14 protein-coding genes are annotated in these 19266 nt (G+C 37.8%); 3 read left to right on the forward strand and 11 right to left on the reverse strand.

Annotated elements, in window-relative coordinates:
* Positions 1–4 precede the first annotated feature (4 nt).
* The 8 genes from IWT5_RS02230 to IWT5_RS02265 all read right to left on the reverse strand — a co-directional run bounded on the left by IWT5_RS02230 (position 5) and on the right by IWT5_RS02265 (position 11879).
* The gene (locus IWT5_RS02230; protein WP_089108326.1) at positions 5–1312 is read right to left on the reverse strand and encodes a GntP family permease; all 1308 of its coding nucleotides are present in this window, start codon (positions 1310–1312) and stop codon (positions 5–7) included.
* 26 nt (positions 1313–1338) lie between these two features.
* On the reverse strand, positions 1339–2292 hold the full coding sequence (locus tag IWT5_RS02235) for an isocitrate lyase/PEP mutase family protein (protein ID WP_089108325.1): 954 nt from the start codon (positions 2290–2292) through the stop codon (positions 1339–1341).
* A gap of 25 nt (positions 2293–2317) precedes the next feature.
* Entirely contained in the window at positions 2318–3271 is a 954-nt protein-coding gene (locus IWT5_RS02240) for an NAD(P)-dependent oxidoreductase (RefSeq protein WP_089108327.1), read from the reverse strand.
* A gap of 304 nt (positions 3272–3575) precedes the next feature.
* A complete protein-coding gene (locus IWT5_RS02245; protein WP_089108328.1) occupies positions 3576–4568 on the reverse strand; it encodes a LacI family DNA-binding transcriptional regulator in 993 nt (330 codons plus the stop codon).
* A gap of 847 nt (positions 4569–5415) precedes the next feature.
* Positions 5416–6375: a carbamate kinase gene (gene arcC, locus IWT5_RS02250; RefSeq protein WP_089108329.1), complete on the reverse strand. Its 960-nt coding sequence runs from the start codon at positions 6373–6375 to the stop codon at positions 5416–5418.
* Between the two features lie 275 nt (positions 6376–6650).
* Positions 6651–7877, reverse strand: coding sequence for an amidohydrolase family protein (locus tag IWT5_RS02255; RefSeq protein ID WP_089108330.1), 1227 nt, complete (start codon positions 7875–7877; stop codon positions 6651–6653).
* Between the two features lie 109 nt (positions 7878–7986).
* Positions 7987–8838, reverse strand: a complete 852-nt coding sequence (locus tag IWT5_RS02260; RefSeq protein ID WP_089108331.1) for an oxamate carbamoyltransferase subunit AllH family protein — start codon at positions 8836–8838, stop codon at positions 7987–7989.
* A gap of 14 nt (positions 8839–8852) precedes the next feature.
* A complete protein-coding gene (locus tag IWT5_RS02265) occupies positions 8853–11879 on the reverse strand; it encodes a bifunctional FdrA/YlbE family protein (RefSeq protein ID WP_089108332.1) in 3027 nt (1008 codons plus the stop codon).
* Positions 11880–12071: 192 nt separating this feature from the next.
* Here IWT5_RS02265 and IWT5_RS02270 point away from each other — a divergent pair, with 192 nt between their 5' ends.
* The 3 genes from IWT5_RS02270 to IWT5_RS02280 all read left to right on the forward strand — a co-directional run bounded on the left by IWT5_RS02270 (position 12072) and on the right by IWT5_RS02280 (position 15232).
* Positions 12072–13685 carry a PucR family transcriptional regulator gene (locus IWT5_RS02270; RefSeq protein WP_089108333.1) on the forward strand — a complete coding sequence of 538 codons (1614 nt, stop codon included), beginning with the start codon at positions 12072–12074 and terminating at the stop codon, positions 13683–13685.
* A gap of 15 nt (positions 13686–13700) precedes the next feature.
* Positions 13701–14528, forward strand: a complete 828-nt coding sequence (locus tag IWT5_RS02275) for an alpha/beta hydrolase (protein ID WP_089108334.1) — start codon at positions 13701–13703, stop codon at positions 14526–14528.
* Positions 14529–14680: 152 nt separating this feature from the next.
* On the forward strand, positions 14681–15232 hold the full coding sequence (locus IWT5_RS02280; protein ID WP_089108335.1) for a DUF1097 domain-containing protein: 552 nt from the start codon (positions 14681–14683) through the stop codon (positions 15230–15232).
* A gap of 286 nt (positions 15233–15518) precedes the next feature.
* Here the strand turns inward: IWT5_RS02280 and menC are convergent, their stop codons facing one another.
* The 3 genes from menC to IWT5_RS02295 are packed head-to-tail and all read right to left on the reverse strand — an operon-like array spanning position 15519 to position 19224.
* On the reverse strand, positions 15519–16625 hold the full coding sequence (gene menC / locus IWT5_RS02285) for an o-succinylbenzoate synthase (RefSeq protein WP_089108336.1): 1107 nt from the start codon (positions 16623–16625) through the stop codon (positions 15519–15521).
* A gap of 8 nt (positions 16626–16633) precedes the next feature.
* Complete coding sequence (locus IWT5_RS02290) at positions 16634–17875, reverse strand: MFS transporter (RefSeq protein WP_089108337.1); 1242 nt, start codon at positions 17873–17875, stop codon at positions 16634–16636.
* Positions 17876–17880: 5 nt separating this feature from the next.
* Positions 17881–19224, reverse strand: a complete 1344-nt coding sequence (locus tag IWT5_RS02295) for a M20/M25/M40 family metallo-hydrolase (protein ID WP_225360189.1) — start codon at positions 19222–19224, stop codon at positions 17881–17883.
* Positions 19225–19266: the final 42 nt, after the last annotated feature.

The following is a 19266-nucleotide window of genomic DNA, read 5'->3' on the forward strand; positions in this document are numbered from 1 at the left end:
CTTTTTAAACTGAGTAAAGTAACGGCGCAATAAGAGTTGACAATAATGCAACGAATAATGTAATTACAACAGTGACCATGAATAAATGTTTATAACCATCTTTATAAGAAACATTAGCAATCGTTAGAACTGCCACAATACCACCACTATGAGGTAACGAATCTAAACTAGTTGAGGCAATGACACCAATCCGATGTAATACAGCCGCATTAACACCCATTTGCATGAAAGGTTTCGCTAAAGCTGCCAATGTAGTTGACAACCCCCCCATTGCTGATGCACACAATCCACATAAAATGGCTGTTGCAATTGTAAAAATTAATAAAGGGTTTGCTCCTGATTTACCTGATTCAATCACTACTTTGATAGTTTGCTTAAACCCTGGTGTGGCTTGAATAACACTACCTATACCAACTATAGCTGAAGAAAGAATGGCAATTTTGGCAGCCTCATTTGCGGCATCAGATGCTGCTTCTCGAATACCATGCAAATTCTTCCAAAAGAAAATTACGCATAATAAGATTCCCACAAAAAGGGCGATAGCAATATCCGCTTTGAAAACATTCAAAGTAACTGCAATACTGATAAGCGGTACTAACGATAACCAAGGATTAGGTAAATTACCATTTTTAATTAACTCATCCGACTGAGCTAACACTTTTTCAGTATCCTCATCCGCCTCAAATCCGATTCCTAATTTCTTTGCTTTACGGACTTGATAGCTGAAATAAATAATCGTTAAAGTAAACGCTATAGCTGCTGCAATAATACCTAAAGCAGGAGCAGCCATTGGTGTTGTTCCTAAATATTGCGAAGGAATAATGTTGACGATTGCTGGATTACCTGGAAGCATATTAACCCAGGTAAAAATCCCAGCACCAATAACCGCAGGAATCAAATAACGCGGTAGATTCGCTTTTCTAAATATTGCCAGCGTAATTGGGTAAAGTGCAAAGCAAGCAACCATGGCCTGAACACCACCGTATGTGAGTAACGCTCCGGCAATAATTACGGCCGGAATAGCCCGCTTAATTCCTAGGGCACCAATAATCAAATTGGAAATTGATCTCGCAGCCCCAGTAATATCAATAATCTTTGACAAAACTGCCCCTAATAAAAGCATGAGCCAGGTTCCCTTTAAAAAATTAGTGAAGCCTAACAAATATGCATTAGTCAGTGTTTTCATAATTGGTAATCCACTACAGGCAATGATAAAAACAACGCTGACCAGCGCTGCAATAGCAACATTCCATTTCTTTAGTGTTAGAGTTAGTAGAATTACTAGCCCAAGAACAACAAATACAATGTTCATTTGTCCTTCCCCCTGATCTCAATAATTTAGAAACGTTCTTCAATATCTACGTGCTTAAAACCTTCTGGATAATCATCAACATGATGTCCGACGATTGTATATTCCTTATTTTGTCCAGTAAATGAGTTCTCTAGTTCAAGATATTGTTGAGGTTCAAATAATGGTGACGCACTGAAGTCTGGTTTGCCAGTCCCGGAAGCATGCGTAAAGGTATAAGCGACGCTTTGATTCTTAAAGTTCTGTATCCCATGTTCCAGCATGCCTTCCATTGCAGCCTTCATCGTGTAATGGGTTGAACACATGACGAAACCTAGTTCGGTCAATTGATCCATAGTCACAGCCGGTACACCATTGTCTCCTCGAACATCAGCAAAAATCTTCCAACCAGTTACTACTTTAGCCATTTCAACAGCTTGTTCATACTTAGTAATTTTAACGAACATTGCCAAATCAGCACCAAGGTCCATTGCTGCTTTAAGACGCTCATTTCCTTCTTTCAATTCCGCCGGAATGTCTGGATCTGCATTAGTTCTCGCAATTAATAAACAGTTAGTTCCTTTAAGGCCTGCCAAGGCTGCACGTACTTTTGCCAGATATTTATCCCGAGGTAAAATATTTGTTGATTCTTCCATATCACCGGCATCTTCAAGTTGAACTGCAGCAGCGCCCGCTGCTGCTAAACGCTTTGCCGAACGATAAACGGCTAATGGACCACCAAAGCCATCTTCAATGTCGCAGATTAAAGGCATTGAACTGGTAGTGGCTACCCGACTAACAACCCATTCCAGATCGGTTAAGTTAGTAAAACCATAATCTGGCATTCCATTCATACTAATAGATACCTCTCCGCCACTCAATAAACTAACTGGAAAGCCGCACATTTCAACTGCCCGATTCGATGCACAATCGTATACACAAGGGACTAAGAAACATTTGTCTTGTTCTGAAATAATCTGCTTCAATGTTTTTTTACTAGTCATAATGAAATCTCCAATCTAGATATTGTTATGGATTTACAACATTAATAGGTTCCCCATCAAAAAAAGAAATAATATTATTGGCAGCTTCTTGAGCAATTTCATGTCTTGCAGCGACAGTCCCAGTCCCTGCATGTGGAGCAAACAATGCATTATCAAGTTTTCTAAGAGTTTCAGAAACTTCGGGTTCAAACTCAAATACATCCAAACCGGCTCCTGCTATTTCATTATTCGTCAAGGCAGTTATTAGGTTAGCTTCATGGATAATTGGGCCACGAGCTGCGTTGATAATGAAGGAAGTACTCTTCATTTTTTTAAACGCTTTAAGATTAAAGATGCCTTTCGTGGAATCCAATAATGGCGCATGAATACTAATTACGTCCGATTGATTCAATAACTCGTCAAACTCTACAAACTTAGCATTTATTGAAGCTTCAGCTTCATTGGATAATCGATAAGCATCGTTATAAATAATGTTCATTCCAAATGCATTAGCTAACTTTGCAACTGTTTTACCAATCCGACCCATTCCAAAGATACCTAATACTCTACCGTTCAAAGTAATTCCTTGAAATTCTGATTTGCTGACATCAAGCCAATCTCCGGAACGCACGACTTTATCATATAAATGGAGACGCTTTGCCGTACCAAGTATCAACGCCATTGTCATTTCAGCTGTTGGAATTCTAACTCCTTCTGGTGAATTTGAAACTACTATACCTTTCTCTCTGGCATAATTAATATCAACGTGATCATAGCCCACACCATTTAAAGAAATAATTTTAAGGTGCGTTCCAGCATCCAGTAACTCCCTATCTGCTTTTTGTCCCATAAGTAACAGTGCATCAAATTGAAATAAATTTTTCAAAATGTATGACCGATTAAATTCTGTTTTGGAATAAGTCACTTCGAATTTCCGCTTTAACTCAGTAAGCCCGCTTTCTGAAACAATACCCGTAACTAATACCTTAGGTTTTGACATTTAAAGTGATCCTCCTTCATCCTTTCGATTCCCAATCGGTAAATATGGTTAACCGGTTAACCATATATCAAACTATTATAGTAAATGATTGAAGTTTAGAAAGCGTTTTCAATCATTTGCAAGTTCATAATAATACCTATATTTGCTTAAATCAAGGCTTTTTTTAATGAAAATTCAAAAATAATTTCTCCCAAAAAAATAAGCATTTGTGGAAATGGTTTGTCATTTGATGGTTAATCGGTTAACCATAAAACTGCACAGCTTAAAAAAGTATCCGACTTTTATACTGCCGGATACTAATACACTAAAGTGAATCTCTATATATCAATTCAGTTGGTATCTCAATTGTTCTTGCCAATTCTTGATAACTTTTAGATTTAATCTTGTTTAATAAATGATTTGTAGCTGATTTACCAATACCATAGGAATCTTGACGGATACACGTAATGCCTGGTTTTAAAATTTTCATCCAGTCTAAGTCTTCGTAAGAACCAATTCCATAATCTTGAGGATATCTGAAATTCATTGAATTCATAAGTTCCATAAACCGTAACAAGGTAGGTCCATTAACTGTAAAAAATCCAACTTTCCCCTGTTTAGTTTGAATAATATTCTGCAATTTCTTTTTTAATTGATCACTTTCGCCATTTAAAATTATTAAATTGTCATCATTTACTAAACTAAGCGCTTTTTTAAAACCAATATAGCGCTGTTCACGTGTCGAAATACCAGTTAAAGGCAATGAAACAAAAAATATCTGATTATATTTTTGCTTTTTCATATAATTTATAAATCTAAACGTCGAAGCTTCATTATCGGAAACAACTGTATCAATGGCAACTTCTTTAGACTGTCGATCAACCATCACTGTATCTGAGTTATCCAATGTCTTAACTAACGGATTATCTGCAGATACGGAGTCTAAAATAATGCCAGATACATTCTGCTGACGCAATTCATTAATATTTTTCATTTCCATTCGAATATCATTATCTGAATTCGTAAAAATTACCGCGTATCCATTTTCTCGACAAGCATCATTCACTCCTTTCATCACAGTTGAAATAAAAGGATTCGTAATATCTGCGATTACAACCCCTATTATGCGAAATTCATTTGTTGCTAATCCCTTTGCAACTGCACTGGGTCGATAATTTGTTAATTCAATCGCATTTTCAATTGATTTTTTTGTTGTTTCAGACATTTTGCCATAATTTCCGTTTAAATAATGAGAAATCGTAGCTGTCGAAACGCCCACTAACACCGCTATGTCTTTAATCGTCACTTTCTTTGACATTAACATCACCTGTCTATTGCTTAATAGAAACTTTCATTACGTCTGATTGTAACTATTTCTAAGCATAAATCATGAACGTGAGTTAAGCAATTCAAGTCACAACTTATTAAAGTATATGTTAGTTTTTTTATTCTTAACATATGCTCTATTTTTCAAAATTTACGGTATTATATCAATAACACTGCTTAAATTCATCGAATAATCTTCAGATTACATAATAAAATGATGTCTGGGGAAAGCACACAAAAATTCTCTAAATCCTTAAAAAATAGGTAAACACCACTTTAATATACTAAACTATAACATTTTTTGGTAATGCTGCTATATTGCATTTTAAAACCGTTTAAAATTGAACAATGTCTTTATAGGTTATTTATTACAAGGACAAGCCCTAATCGAAATGTCGAAATAACGCAGAATCTAGAACGTTCATTTGATGTCCAATATCATCCCCGCCACTACTAGCGCTAAGAAGTAATAACAACTCAACTGATCGCACCGTAAAAGAATCGTATTTTAGAAACTTTTTAAGTACCACTTACTATCAGTATAACGGAAATTATCCAAGACATCGTTCAGCTTAAAATTAATGTGCACTGTCCGAAAGATTAGTCGTTTAAATAGAGAAATCGGCTTTTGACTCATTAAAATTGAATTTATTGGAAATTCACTGTCCAGGACATTATGAATTTTGATAAATTTTTAAATATTATAATTAGCATTGTCTGGAGTAATCTGATTACTTATAATTCACCCGCTTTTATACAGGTTGTTATCCTTCAACTAATGTCTAATTTTATTAAATTTGAAACCTTTATAAGCTCGATTCCAACCCATCCATGACTCTTTAGAGTACTTTCCCAGTTGATACATTTGAAATGATTGTCCCATCTATTTGCTCATCTGAATTTTGACTCAAATTATCTAAACTAGTAATGATTGCTCGCGCATGCGGACGTTTCTCAACAAAACTCTTAGCCGCCATAACTTTAGGCAACATTGATCCAGCTCCTAATTCGCCATTTGAAATCAAGACTTCCGCATCCTCAATACCCAAATTGTCTAATTCAATTTGATTTGATTTTCTATAATTAAGAAAAACGTGATCAACAGAAGTAAGAATTAACAACTCGTCTGCTTGTAATTGCTCAGCCAATTTAGCAGAAGTTAAATCTTTATCGATCACTCCTTCTACACCAACTAATTGACCATTTCGATATGTGACGGGTATCCCACCGCCACCACCAGCAATGACTATAACCTGGTTATTTACCAATTTTTTAATTGTATCAATTTCTCGTATTCGTATAGGTTGCGGGCTTGGAACGACCCTGCGCCAACCACGTCCGGAGTCATCTTTGTACTGAAAGTTTGGATTTCCTTGACGCAATTGCGCAACTTCTGACTCTGAATAGAATGGTCCAATTGGTTTGGTAGGATCATTAAAAGCCTGATCATCAGACGAAACCTCAGTCTGGGTAATAACTGTGGCGATACTCGGTTTGATATCTGTTAGTTCATTTGCCAATGAATTTGCAAGCCAATACCCGATGCTTCCTTGAGTCATTGCCCCAAGTGTATCTAACGGGAGCGCTGGATTACTAGAGCTATCAGCTGCTAATTGTTGCAATAAAAGATTACCCACCTGGGGGCCATTACCATGGGTAATCACTAGTCGATTTCCTTTACGTACCAGTCTCGCCAAACTTTTTGCTGTACGGTTGATTGCTACCTTTTGGGCTTCATAACTGGCATCCTTTGCCAAAATTGCATTGCCACCTAATGCGACAACAATTGTCTTCTCCATGTCAAACATCTCTCAATCTCACTGAAATATTTAATGTCAGTAACCTTTTTATCCAATCATTATAGGAAATATAAATATCAAATTTATTACTTTGTGGTATAAACTTAGTTGATCTTATTTATCCCTTTCAGATGGATTCTTAATGCATTTATCTATCAAAAAATCCGCCTTGAGTTTTCCTAATAATTCTACTCAGACGGACCTTTTATTCTCAAGAATGATAGATACGATCAGTTCCTATAATCTATACATATTTTAAATTGCTTATTTAAAATTTACTTCCGATAGACAGTCACATTCTTTTCAGTTTTAACTGTGATACGACCATCCTTGATAACATATAGGCGTTCGGGAATGTCAATTACAGCATCCGCTTTCCGTTTTGTTCCCAACAACACTAAGTTAGCAGTATTTCCAACTTTAATCCCATAATGATCTAAATGTAAAATTTTAGCTGGATCAGTGGTGAGCATCTCTAACACAGATGGCAAATCATTTAAGCCACCTAAATGAGCAGCTGGAACAGCTAAAAATCCTACTTGCATGATGTCCCCATTACCAAATGGAGTGAATGGATTACGGATGTTATTTGTAGATAACGCAACGTTCACGTGACCTTTACGTAATGCGCGAATAGGTGTAACACAACGTCTTACGTTATAACTATCCGTTCTACCACCTAAATGCAAATCAGTTTCCGGTAGAGAAATAACATTAATTTGTGCTTTGTGCAGCAATTCAATTATCGAGTTAAGTTTTTCAGGTGGTAAAGCCGCTAAAGCAGTTTCATGTCCGACAGTAACTCGCCCTTCATAACCAGTTTCAATTGTTTTTTTAGCAATATAATCAACTGTAATTTGGTCTGCATCATCAAAGAAATCCTGATGGAAATCAATATCCTTATCGTATTTCTGTGCGAGTTGGAAAATGAAATCAATATGTTGTTTAGGATCAGGATCCACGTATGGAATACCACCAACAACATCTGCACCTAGCTGCATGGCTTCATCCATCATGTCTGTCATTCCCGGAAGCTTAAAAACGCCATCTTGTGGAAAGGCAACAACCTGAATGTCCACCATATCACGGTATTCTTCCTTCAAACGTAAAATGGTCTTGAAACCATCTAAACCAGTATCGGGAGAAAATTCAGCATGTGTTCTCATGTTGGTTACACCATGTTCAATTTCCATTTCTAGGGCTCGCTTGGCACGTTCGTAAATATCTTCTTTGGTAAAGGTTGGTTTAGCTTCTGCCGTAACCCGAATAGCTTCTTTGAGTGTACCTGACTGGTTATGAACCCGGTTAGAAATTAATGCTTTATCTAGGTGGATATGAGATTCAACTAGCCCTGGAATCAATACATTGCCATCACCTTGAATGATTTGATCAGCTTTTTCATCAATCTTATCAGCGATTTGACTTATTTTACCATTCTCAATAGCAACATCTTTTAACGTATCCTCATCGTTCAACCGTACTTGTTTCAATAGAATGTCCATTATAAATATCTCCTTCATATTTTTTAGACCGGTTTAACTATGTTAGCGCTTACAAATTCATTATTACACAAACCACATTAGAATCTATGTTGTCGTTGGATAAGCTCTCTCAGCCATTTTTATCTCTTGAAGATAACCCACGTAAATTGGCTACTCCCGCAGTGATGCCTAGCAATAAGTCTGTGCCAGATGTGTGCCCGAATTTTTGAATTGCCAGCACATAGTCTTCAATTTGTGACGTATTTCCACTTGATAGACAATCCAATAAATTTTTAACCCTTTCGGAAGTAAAACCTGCAACTGTTGCCTTCAAGTATGCTGCTGATACATCTGTCGTTGCCCTGTTTTGCATAATATCAATCAATTCTGGCTCCCACAGTTTTCGAGACTCTATATTAAAAGCCTGTAAAACAGTTAAAAAACCGACCAAAATATCATCCCCACTCGGAGTTAATCCCCTTCCCCGGCCAAATAAATAAGTGATAGTCGATTGTATTTGACCGCTGGAATGGCTGGACAGCATGGTTTCAATAATATTTTGGGGTGAGGTGACCCCATTTAACCCCCAATGAGTTTCAAAAGGCAATTGATCTAAAATTATAGACAAAGCTTCCAATACCATCGGTTTAGGTGTAATCACCGGAATCCTCAAGTTAACTTCAGAGAGCGGTTTTAAATCAATACTCACGATTTCTTTTTTTGTATAAATATATAATTTGTCGTGCACAAGTCTAACCAAATCACCTACATCGACAAGGTCAACTAGGTTCACCATTACATCATCTGGTAATGTAATTCCTAAACACGATAATGAATCACCCGCATTCCCGACGTGCAATAAAATTCTAGGTAATTTAATATTAAAACTATGTCGAAAAACGGTTTTAACATTCCCTTTGTCATTATTAGACAAATAGAGAGGGAGCATATTGCTCTTCTCTCCATTAATCGGTTGTTTCATAGCGAAACCACCCCTTATTTTGCCAACTCGTGCATCAGATCATCAGCGTCTTTTTCAGACAATAATTGTTGATCTCGTGCAAAAGCAACTAACGCTTTCTGGAAACAAGCCAACGGCGCACGCACTGTACCGGCTCCGACTTGGCCAACTCCTGCAACTTTGCTTGCAATACCAGTGTTAATAATTGGCGTAACACCCGTTTCCACCACTTTTACAATATCAATACCGGTTGCGGTACCTTGGAAATCCCACGTTGGAATTGTGAAATTAGGATTCCGATCAATCGTTATCGTTGACATTTGATCACTAATTTTTTGTGCGTCTTTGAATCCACCAAAGCCCACAAATCTAGTAACCCCTGGAGCAGCTACCATTGCCATACCACCAAAGCCAACAGTTTCAGCAATTGCACTGTCGCCAATATCTGGATTAGCATCCGCTTGACTAAAGCCTGTAAAGAAGAGGCCCTTTGGTGTATTCACTGGAGCAGTAAACCATTGATCACCTAAACCACTGATACGAATACCAAAGTCCCTACCATTTCTAGTCATTGTTGTGGTTACAGTTCCATGTTGATACATTCTTGCTGCATCTACCATCGATTTTCCTGTCGCCATCATAATACTCAAGAAGAATTGATCAGTGTCCGCAAGGAACTGAACGACGTCTTCTTTATCTTTTTCAGGAATTTCCAAAGACATAATTGTTGGTGTTACTTCTTTGAGGAATACTAAACTCGCAGCAATATTACGTTGGTGAAATTCATCACCCATTGTAATTGCCTTAGCCATCATGACGTTAACATTTAAACCACCAAGACGCTTTAATGCTTTACTCAATGTTGGTGCTAATACCTCTGCCATCCAGTGAAGACGATCAATGACTTCTTGAGAATAAGCTCCAAATCGAAGTACTTTCCCGATACCTTCATTCATCGTACAATATGCAAAATTATCTTTTAATTGATTTTTAACAACCAATACTGCCATATGAGCCGACGTGATACCGCCCATTGGCCCTACCGCTTGTACTTCATGATTGCACATGAACTTTACTTCACCATTTTCGAGCATTTTACGTGCATCAACTTCATTATTTGCCCAACCTTCGAACAAAATAGCACCAACACATGCACCTTGCATTGGTTCAGTCATGTCAGCATACTCAATTGGTGGTCCAGCATGAAGTAAGGTGTGACCCTTCAGTTGAGAAATGACACTTCCAGCAGGTACAACATCTACCAAGAATGGTTTTGCATTCTTAAAGCCATCAACAACTTTTTGATTATCAGCCTCACGTTGCTGCAATGCCTTAACTTTTCGTAGCACTTTAATGAGCTTCAAATTTCCGCCAGCTACCGGCTTCCAATTGTACTGCACACCTGAACCCCCAAAGACCAAAACCGGCTGTAAGAATTCAGCAACTCCAACATTTACTACTCGTGGCTTGGTATAAAGAAGATCCAATAAAGACTCACTCGGTGTTGGTAACTCGATTGTCTTCCCACTATAAACTTCCTTTTGTTTGGCTGGTTCATTGATATCCTTTCCAACCAAATTTAAAGCATAACGAACTGCCTCAGCATTATTGTCACAAACGATGGCTCCTGCTTTTTTTAAAGTAGCTTTTGCGGCATCGTAGTCCTGTGGATCCTCTTGGGTACCACACACAGTAGTCACAAACTTTAATTGCGGATGACTGCGGGTTGCCTCTTCAATGGCATCAGCCAAGCTTTGAGCCATATTATCGTCCGTGCCATATCCTAATACATCATCCAATAAAATAACGCCAGTATCATCAAGATTGGCATATTCATTAATCTTCTGTACACGAATTCGAGGGTCAATCATTGGGTGTGGTCGACCTTGCGTATAAATATCGTCTCCCAAATCCAGTACTTCATAACCATCGGCCTTTAATACATAGCCGTCTTCAGAAATAATACCGCCCAAATTTAAAGCTTCAGATATCAGCATACCTGCTTCATAAGCTAATGTTCCGCCTGAGTAAAGGCCAATAATCTTTTTCCCTGTTAAGTTTTGGTCAGTTGAAGTAATAGGATCTGAATCATAATACGAAGGTTTAATATCTTGTCCATTGGCCAAATCCATCGCAATCTCTGCTGTTTCTGCTAAAGTATGGGCAAAGTAGATATTTCCTTCATGATGATCAGGCTTTTCACCCAAGAAAATAGCCACCACTGGTTTATCAATACTATGCAATAATTGGACAACTTCATCACGGACTTCTTTTGCAGGCGGCTTAGAAATAATGCCGATCACTTCTGTTGGATCATGTTGTGCTAACCCAGCGATAGCATCTTTCATGGTGATTGCACCAACTGGATCTGATAAATCACGTCCACCAGTTCCAATTGCATGTGTGACACCACCACCAAGCCGTTCAATCATGCTGGTAACTTCTTGAATTCCAGTTCCCGAGGCCCCCACAAGCCCGATATTTCCTGAGCGGACTACGTTTGTAAACGCCAGCGGAACGTTACTAATAATGCCAGTTCCACAATCTGGCCCCATGACTAATAAGCCTTTTTCGTGCGCTTTTTTCTTCAAACGTGCCTCATCTTCCAAGGAAACGTTATCACTGAAAACAAATGCATTTAAATTATGATCTAAAGCGTTTTCGATTTCATCTGCTGCGTACAAACCGGGAACCGAAATTAATGCAAGATTTGCATCTGGTGCCTTGCTCATTGCTTCATCCCAATTAACAACATCCGTTGTTTCTTCATTCGTATCATCATGTTTAACGGATAAATCAGAAAGAAACTTATCAATTTGCTTGAGTACATCGTCAACTACGTCCGCAGAATCTGCATCCAAAACTATCATCATATCGTTTGGCTTGGCGAATTTTGCTTTTTCAGTTAGTAACCCTGCTTCATTGAAAATATCTTTATTAGCATCAGTTCCCATCATGACTTGAACTTTGTTAACTTGTGGCATTCCACTAATATTTTGAGTTAACAACATTAAATTTATGGAATCCTGATAGCTGTTTTCTCTAATTACTGTATATAGCAATGCTTCGACCTCCTCTTCTGTAATTACAACTTATATATTAGAAAAGTTATCTATAAATTACATCTACTCATCTAGATAACCGTGTAAGCGCTTTTCTATCTCTTACAGATAAACAAACGTGGGCAAATTCGATTGATTTTTATCTTCTTGAGAGTATGATTAATGGAGATATTTAGGGAAGGAGTCTCTACAATGACCGTTAAACTATCCGATATCCAGTCAATTAATGCCTTAAAAGATGCAAAGTTAATTGCAGGAAAAAACGGACGCAATAAATTAGTAGACAACATCATGGTGTTAGAAGCCCCGGACGTTAATAAGTGGATTAAAAAAAATGAGGTTCTAATTTCTTCACTTTATGGATTTAATCATCTGTCTAAAGAAGCCATCCAAGAATTCATGCAGTCTCTCAGTGACAACGCATGTAGCGGTTTAATTATCAAAATATCTCGATTCGTAGACGAAATACCGCAAACAATTATCGATGGGTGTAACAAGTTCAGTATCCCGCTACTTCAAATTCCAAAAGACACAAGCTATAACAGTATTTTGCTTGAAGTCATGCAGCTACTATTTAATGAAAGCAATCGGTTATTAGATCGATATAAAAAAATCAATCAACAATTTATTCAGTTAGCAATTCATGACAGTTCATTGTCTAAGATAACTAATTTACTCAGTCAACTGGTTCAAAATCCAACTTGTGTATTCCAACTTGAGAATGAACAGATCGCAAAGATTACTCCTGCGAATAGTAAGTTAGAATGGCTAACAGGCACTGATTGTTCCAACCGCCAACCAATCTCTAAACACGATTATACAAACTATCAGTATTATCAAGTTAACATTAACAGGACTGATAAACCACTGATAATGGTTAAGATTCCGCAGAGCCAGCAAAACCTTTATCTCGCTATTGTTCAACAAAATTCAGAATTACAAGATATTGATTTCATGGCAATTGAAAATGCAGTTAATTTCATTCAAATGGAAATTTTAAAACAAGAAGCTATTAATCAGGGGTTGCGCACATATGCTAACGATATGATCGACGATTTATTAAACGGTAAAATTGCGCCGGAAGTCTTCAAAAACACACTGGCAAATTTTGAACTAGATTCGGATGAAGAATATCGGATTGCAGTCGTCCAGTCATTATCAAATGATTCAATTGAAGAAAATTATTTCCGTGATAATCCGAATAACGCTGATCGTGTTGTGGGTTTATTTAAACGATATTGGCCAAAAGCAGTTTATCGAATTCGACAAAATCGAATCATTTTAATCATTTCCGAAGCTTCTTTTTCTAATGCAGAATGTCGTACTAATCTGCAAAAGATTACCGACCAACTCAAAGAAACTAATTCCCATCATGAATATCAAATTGGTTTAAGTGAGCAATGTGAGCCCTCGGATTTTAAACACTATGCTTCGCAAGCTCTCAAAACTCTACAAATTGCTAATCAATTACATTTATCAGGTCCTGTCTTTAGTTATAACGATCTTGGCTTTTACCGCTTTTTACTTCAAGTTAAAGATCCTAAAGAACTAACGAGTTTTGTCCCAGAGAGCTTATTAGAACTGCATCAAAACGATTCAGAATTATTTCTTACTTTAAAAGCCTATTTAGAGAATAATCAGAATATGAAAGTCAGTGCTAATACACTATTTATACACCCAAAAACAATGAGCTACAGGTTAAATAAGGTGCATAAGATGGTTAATATAGACTTTTCTGATGTTAACCAAATTTTTGAATTAAACGTTGGGCTACGCATCTTAAGTATTCTGGATGCAAATCAGTAACGAGGAGTCTTACTAATGCAAACTATTGATTATGTATTTGGCGATACGCAATTTAAAGCATCTTTTTGGTATCCTTCAACAGAAAATATGAATCCAGCTATCATCTATATTCATGGTGGCGGCCTTATGTATGGAAATAGGAACGACTTGCCACAAGCTTACCTCAATATGTTCCTAAAGGCTGGTTATCCACTACTTGCTCTCGATTACTACCTGGCACCAGAGAAATCTTTGTCAGACATTGTCAGCTCATTACAAGCAGGTATTCGATATTTTACAACTCATTTCACAGATATCGGACTCTCTTCTCCGAATTTTATTTTATTTGGCAGATCTGCAGGTGCCTATTTAAGTTGCCAGTTATTGTTAGGAACAAGTATACCAATGCCTAAAGCCTTCATCGACTTTTATGGATTTGCCAACATATCTGCTCCAACATTTAAACGGCCCAACACTCTATACAATAGTTATCCTTTAATTAGTAGCGACCAATTTGAAAGTATGCTCTCAAAAACACCAATTATTAATAGCTCTATTGAAAGTCGGTTCCTGCTGTATGTTTATGCCCGCCAATCACAAAAATGGGCTCAATTAGTTTTACAGCAAGACTCAGAGGAACAATTTAAATCCAATCAAGTAGATTTATTTCCGCCAACCTATATATGCCATTCGACCTCTGATCCGGATGTGCCATTTAGTAACGCAATTTCTTTAAAAGCTAAAATTCCAAACGCGACTTTAACTACGGTTCCTGACAAAATGCATGATTTCGATCGATCGGTCACTTCTAGCACACTTGAAGAATATCAAAAAGTAATCGGTTGGTTACACACCATTGGATAATGTAATTACCCACTGAGGATAAAAGCCATGTGGTTTTTTATCTCTTTGCATAGATGTAACCGCTTACACATTTATGTATGCTTAATGTATCAAATATATTGCTCAATATTTCATTTTTGCAATAAATTCATTATATTAAGGAGTGGCTATCAATGAAACGATATACGTCAAGCGGCAAGGAAATTCTGTACACAGCACTTGGTATCGGAATTTTTACTTTATTTTATGGCTTAATTTCTGGTTCACTTCAGTTTTGGATGGCTCCAGTCGCCTTTATTACCTCTGCTTATTATGCCGGCATGGATCCCGCATTAAAAAATCCATGGAATGTATCCTTCAGTTTCATCATGGGAATTCTCTGGGGTTTGATTGCTTTCAACCTTTTCCAAATTCCTAATATGAATATGCTCTGGTGGACATCAAGCGTCTTTGGCGGAATGGCTCTTATTGCAGTAATACTTCAAGGAACAATTTTAAAAATTGCTTTTATTCCTGCGTGGCTCTTGGCATGGGGGACTTTCATGGAAATTTCCTTGAATATTAAAATAAGTAATTGGTATGTTTTTGTCATTCAACTCTTCGTCTGCATGATGTTTGGTGTTTTCTTTCTTGACTACGGTTCTGACTGGCTTAAAGCAGTTCTTTATCATTGGTTCCCAAAGGACACTCCAAATGATAATGAATTAAAACATTCTGATAAATAAAACGACAATTGATGTATGTATTTAAAAAGGTTACTACGTCGACAACAAAAAACACTTAGAGACTTTAATAGTCCTCTAAGTGTTTTTATTATTGGTTAAATACCAAGGTATTTTCGCTCAATAATATTATCCACACTCCAGCAGTATAAATATATTTTTAATGGTACTTTACATTACCCTTTATGCGGATCAATCTTTTTTCGTTAATCTTCTTAACCTTTTGAACAAGATTTGTATTAGCACTAAATATTGTTTGGTTGTCTAGATAAATTGTTTCAACGTTTCTCTATTTTATCATTGCAGTTTCAAGCGTAAACTCTTGTAAGTTATCCATATTAAGCTTGCAGCCCATTCCTGGCACGTCCATTACATCGATAAATGTACCATCGAGGACAATGTCTGGATCGATGATGTCACGTTCAAAATATCGTTGCGAAGGTGCAATATCATTAGGAAGCGTATAACCTGGTAAGGTAGCAATTGCAACGTTTTCAGCGCGGGCAACACCAGAGTCAATCATCCCACCACACCAGCATTCAACACCATTTTCACTTGCAAGTTGTTGAATTTGTTTTGCTACAGTCAAGCCACCAACACGTGCAACTTTAATGTTAATAATCCTCCCGCTGCCAAGCCGTATCATTTTGCGAGTATCATCAAGTGAAGTAACGCTTTCATCTAAACAGACGGGAGTTTTAATTGTTCGTTGCAAATCAGCGTGATCGATTAGGTCTCCTGGTTCAAGGGGTTGTTCGATCATAATAAGGTTCAGGTCGTCTAGCTTCTTCAACATGTCAAAGTCAGTACGCCGATATGCAGAATTGGCGTCACCCATTAACATCGCCTCAGGAAATGCTGCTCGCACTGCAGCCAAATAATCATAGTCCTTACCAGGCTTAATCTTACACTTAATTCGCCGATATCCCTGCTCTAGATACCCATTCACCACTTTAACTAATGTTTCGGGATCTTTTTGAATACCTATACTGACACCAGTTTCTACTCGAGACTTAGTTCCACCTAGGGCTCGTGCCAAAGGTTGATCAGCCTGCTTCGCATAAATATCCCAAAGTGCACAATTCACAGCGGATTTACTCATATTATTGCGTCGGATGCCAGCAAAAATCTTGTACATCTCATCAGGATGAGAAATTTCTTGACCCATCAACTTTGGAAGCATTTGTGTACGTAAAAGTTCCCAGGCACCATTACGAAATTCTTCATTATAAAAGGGAATTTCAAAAGCTGATACTTCTCCGTAACCCACTGTACCATCCGCATCGTGAAGTTCAAGTAATACTGTTTTCTTAGCATCCATTCGGGTAAAACTAGTCTCAAATGGTGCACGTAACGGAATATCTACTTTTCGTAAAACAGCTTTAATAATTTTCATACCTATATCTAAACCTCCATTTTACTTGCTAACATTGATGACTGTTGTTCTTTAATCTTTTTACTGTTAATGGACAGCGAACTGATAAATGCTATTGCTGCCGCAAAGACAATGAATAAAAAGGCTGCCGAATATGAACCTTTAAACATCGTTACCAGATACCCAATTACAATGGGGGCGATGAAACCAGCTAATTGTCCCCCAAAATTGACGATACCAACTGCAGAACCATATTCCCTTTCATTCACTAACTGCGCAAAAAGAGCAAATGTCCCTGCAAAAGCAATTGACTTGAAAAAGTAAGTCATGATTTCAAACCCAATAACGGCCATCACACTAGTGGATAAGTACATGCCAAACATAAAACCAGTTGCACACAAGCTTGTCAGTGCTAACATCATCTTTTCATGACCTTTAAAAAATTTCGTGAGAATAAATCCGGATGTAATCGAACCGACTCCGGCAGCAATAGACGGCATTGGAACCATCCATGCAATACCAGCAAGACTAATATGCCGAGCCTGTAATAAATAAGTTGGCATCCAGGAATCTAGGCCTTTGGTAACTACGGATAGTCCAAAAACAACTAGAAAGAACTGCCAAAGCATTCTATTAGTTAAAACATCTTTCCAGGGTACTTTAATAATTTTTGAATCAACTGCCTCACGCTGCACTTGCTTCTTTGGTCTAAGTACTAGCGCATAGACAATTACGAAAATGACTCCAATAATTCCCATTGTATGGAAAGCAGCACGCCAACCAAGCGTTGCTATAAAGGGCGCAACGATCATGGGTGCAATTGCCGCACCAACATAATTGGAAGAAATGGTACTAGAGGTTGCTGCAGAGCGTTGTTCATACGGAAATTCTTCAGTAATCTGTTTTAAACTAGCTGATGGATAAGCCCCTTCGCCGATTCCGAAAAGGATTCTAATAATAATCAGTGCTCCTAAGGACCAAGCAAATCCAGTTAACACCGTAAATAACGACCACATCGATATTGCAACGATAATGGTGCGATAGGTACCGAATTTATCAGTTAACCAACCACCAGGGATTTGCATCAAAGCATAACTGAAAAAGAAGGCACTAGCTACAACACCAAGTGTGGCAGTAGATAAGTGTAAATCTTTACCTATGTATGAAAGAGCAATACTAATAGCTGAACGGTCAATGAAACAGATAATATAAGCTATGTAGATCATGATAAAAGTTCGCCGCGCACGGGCTGTTGTTTTTGTTTTTTGCATAAAGATCAACTCCTATTTTCAAATTCAGTGGCTATTGCCTCAATGAGGGCAATGCCTTGAGTAAAGGCCACCTGTGTGATGTTCTCATTGCTGCTATGATTGTTTTGATCAAAATTGGCAAGAGGCAAGGTAAACGCCTTTGCCTGTAAAATATCAGTCCATACGTAATTTGGGACTGTTCCTGGCATGCATGGTTCGATAAGCAACGGGACTCCCACTTGCTTTGCTGCATTTCTAAATAAGGCGATTTCATCGCTAGTGGCATGAGTGTTAGCTGGTGGAATACTGCTTGTAATCTTATAACTTAATTTGCCTTCATCAATTACTGAAGCTAATTCCGCTACTAATCGTGATGCAATCTCTTTTGGATTTTGTTGCCCCACTAGTCGCATATTGAGACTTGCAGTCAACGTATTAGGAATAATGGTTTTCATCCCAGGACCGTTATACCCTGCTTGAATGCCAGATACGTTAAATGTTGGTTCAAACATCAAGCGACGATAATAGTCACGCTTATCTTTTGCTAACACTTCAGCACCAAACACCTGAGCACTCTTAGCCTCGTTAAATGGGAGTTGATCAATCGCTTCCCAGTCAGCTAATGTTGGTTCCGTAACCCCATCATAGAAACCTGGGATAAGTACACGGCCAGTTTTAGAATCATAAAGTCGATTCAAAATCTGCTGAAAAACAAGCACAGGATTTGAAATAACATTGCCTGCATTACCAGAATGATTTGGATGATCAGCAGTTGATACACGGAGTTTGATCCCTAATAAGCCACGATTAGCTAACCGTAAAACATGCTCACCATTTACACTCATTGACCCATCAACTACTAATACTTTTCGCACATGTCGTAGTTGCTGTAGCTGTAACTGCTGTACTGTAGAAGCAAGGTGGGAACTGCCTTGCTCCTCCTCACCTTCTATCAAAAGCTGAATCGTCTGACGTCGCCGTGGATGGGTAAGTAAGAATCGATTTAAGCCGTTAATAACTGCTAACAATTGCCCCTTGTTATCACCTGCCCCACGACCGTAAAATCGACCATTGCGCGTGGTCAATTTGAAGGGATCACTATTCCATTCTTCTTTTAATCCTGGATCCATTACATCATAGTGTCCGTAATACAGTATTGAATCAGTACTAGCACCAGGAATTGTTGCAAGCAGAGCAGGAGCGCCTCCTGTTTCCACATATTCTACTGTTGCACCACAATAATTCTCCAAAAGTTCAGCAATATATTTACAAGCAGCATCACGTTTTCCGTGATTAGTACTTGTACTTTCAAAGCTAATCGCTGTGGCTAAAGTAGCCGCGGCATTCTTAATTCTACGTATGTATGGCAAATTTTACCTCCTGATTAAAATTAAATTAAAACATTAAGTTTT

This window comes from Secundilactobacillus mixtipabuli (assembly GCF_002217925.1).
GTDB classification, from domain to species: domain Bacteria; phylum Bacillota; class Bacilli; order Lactobacillales; family Lactobacillaceae; genus Secundilactobacillus; species Secundilactobacillus mixtipabuli.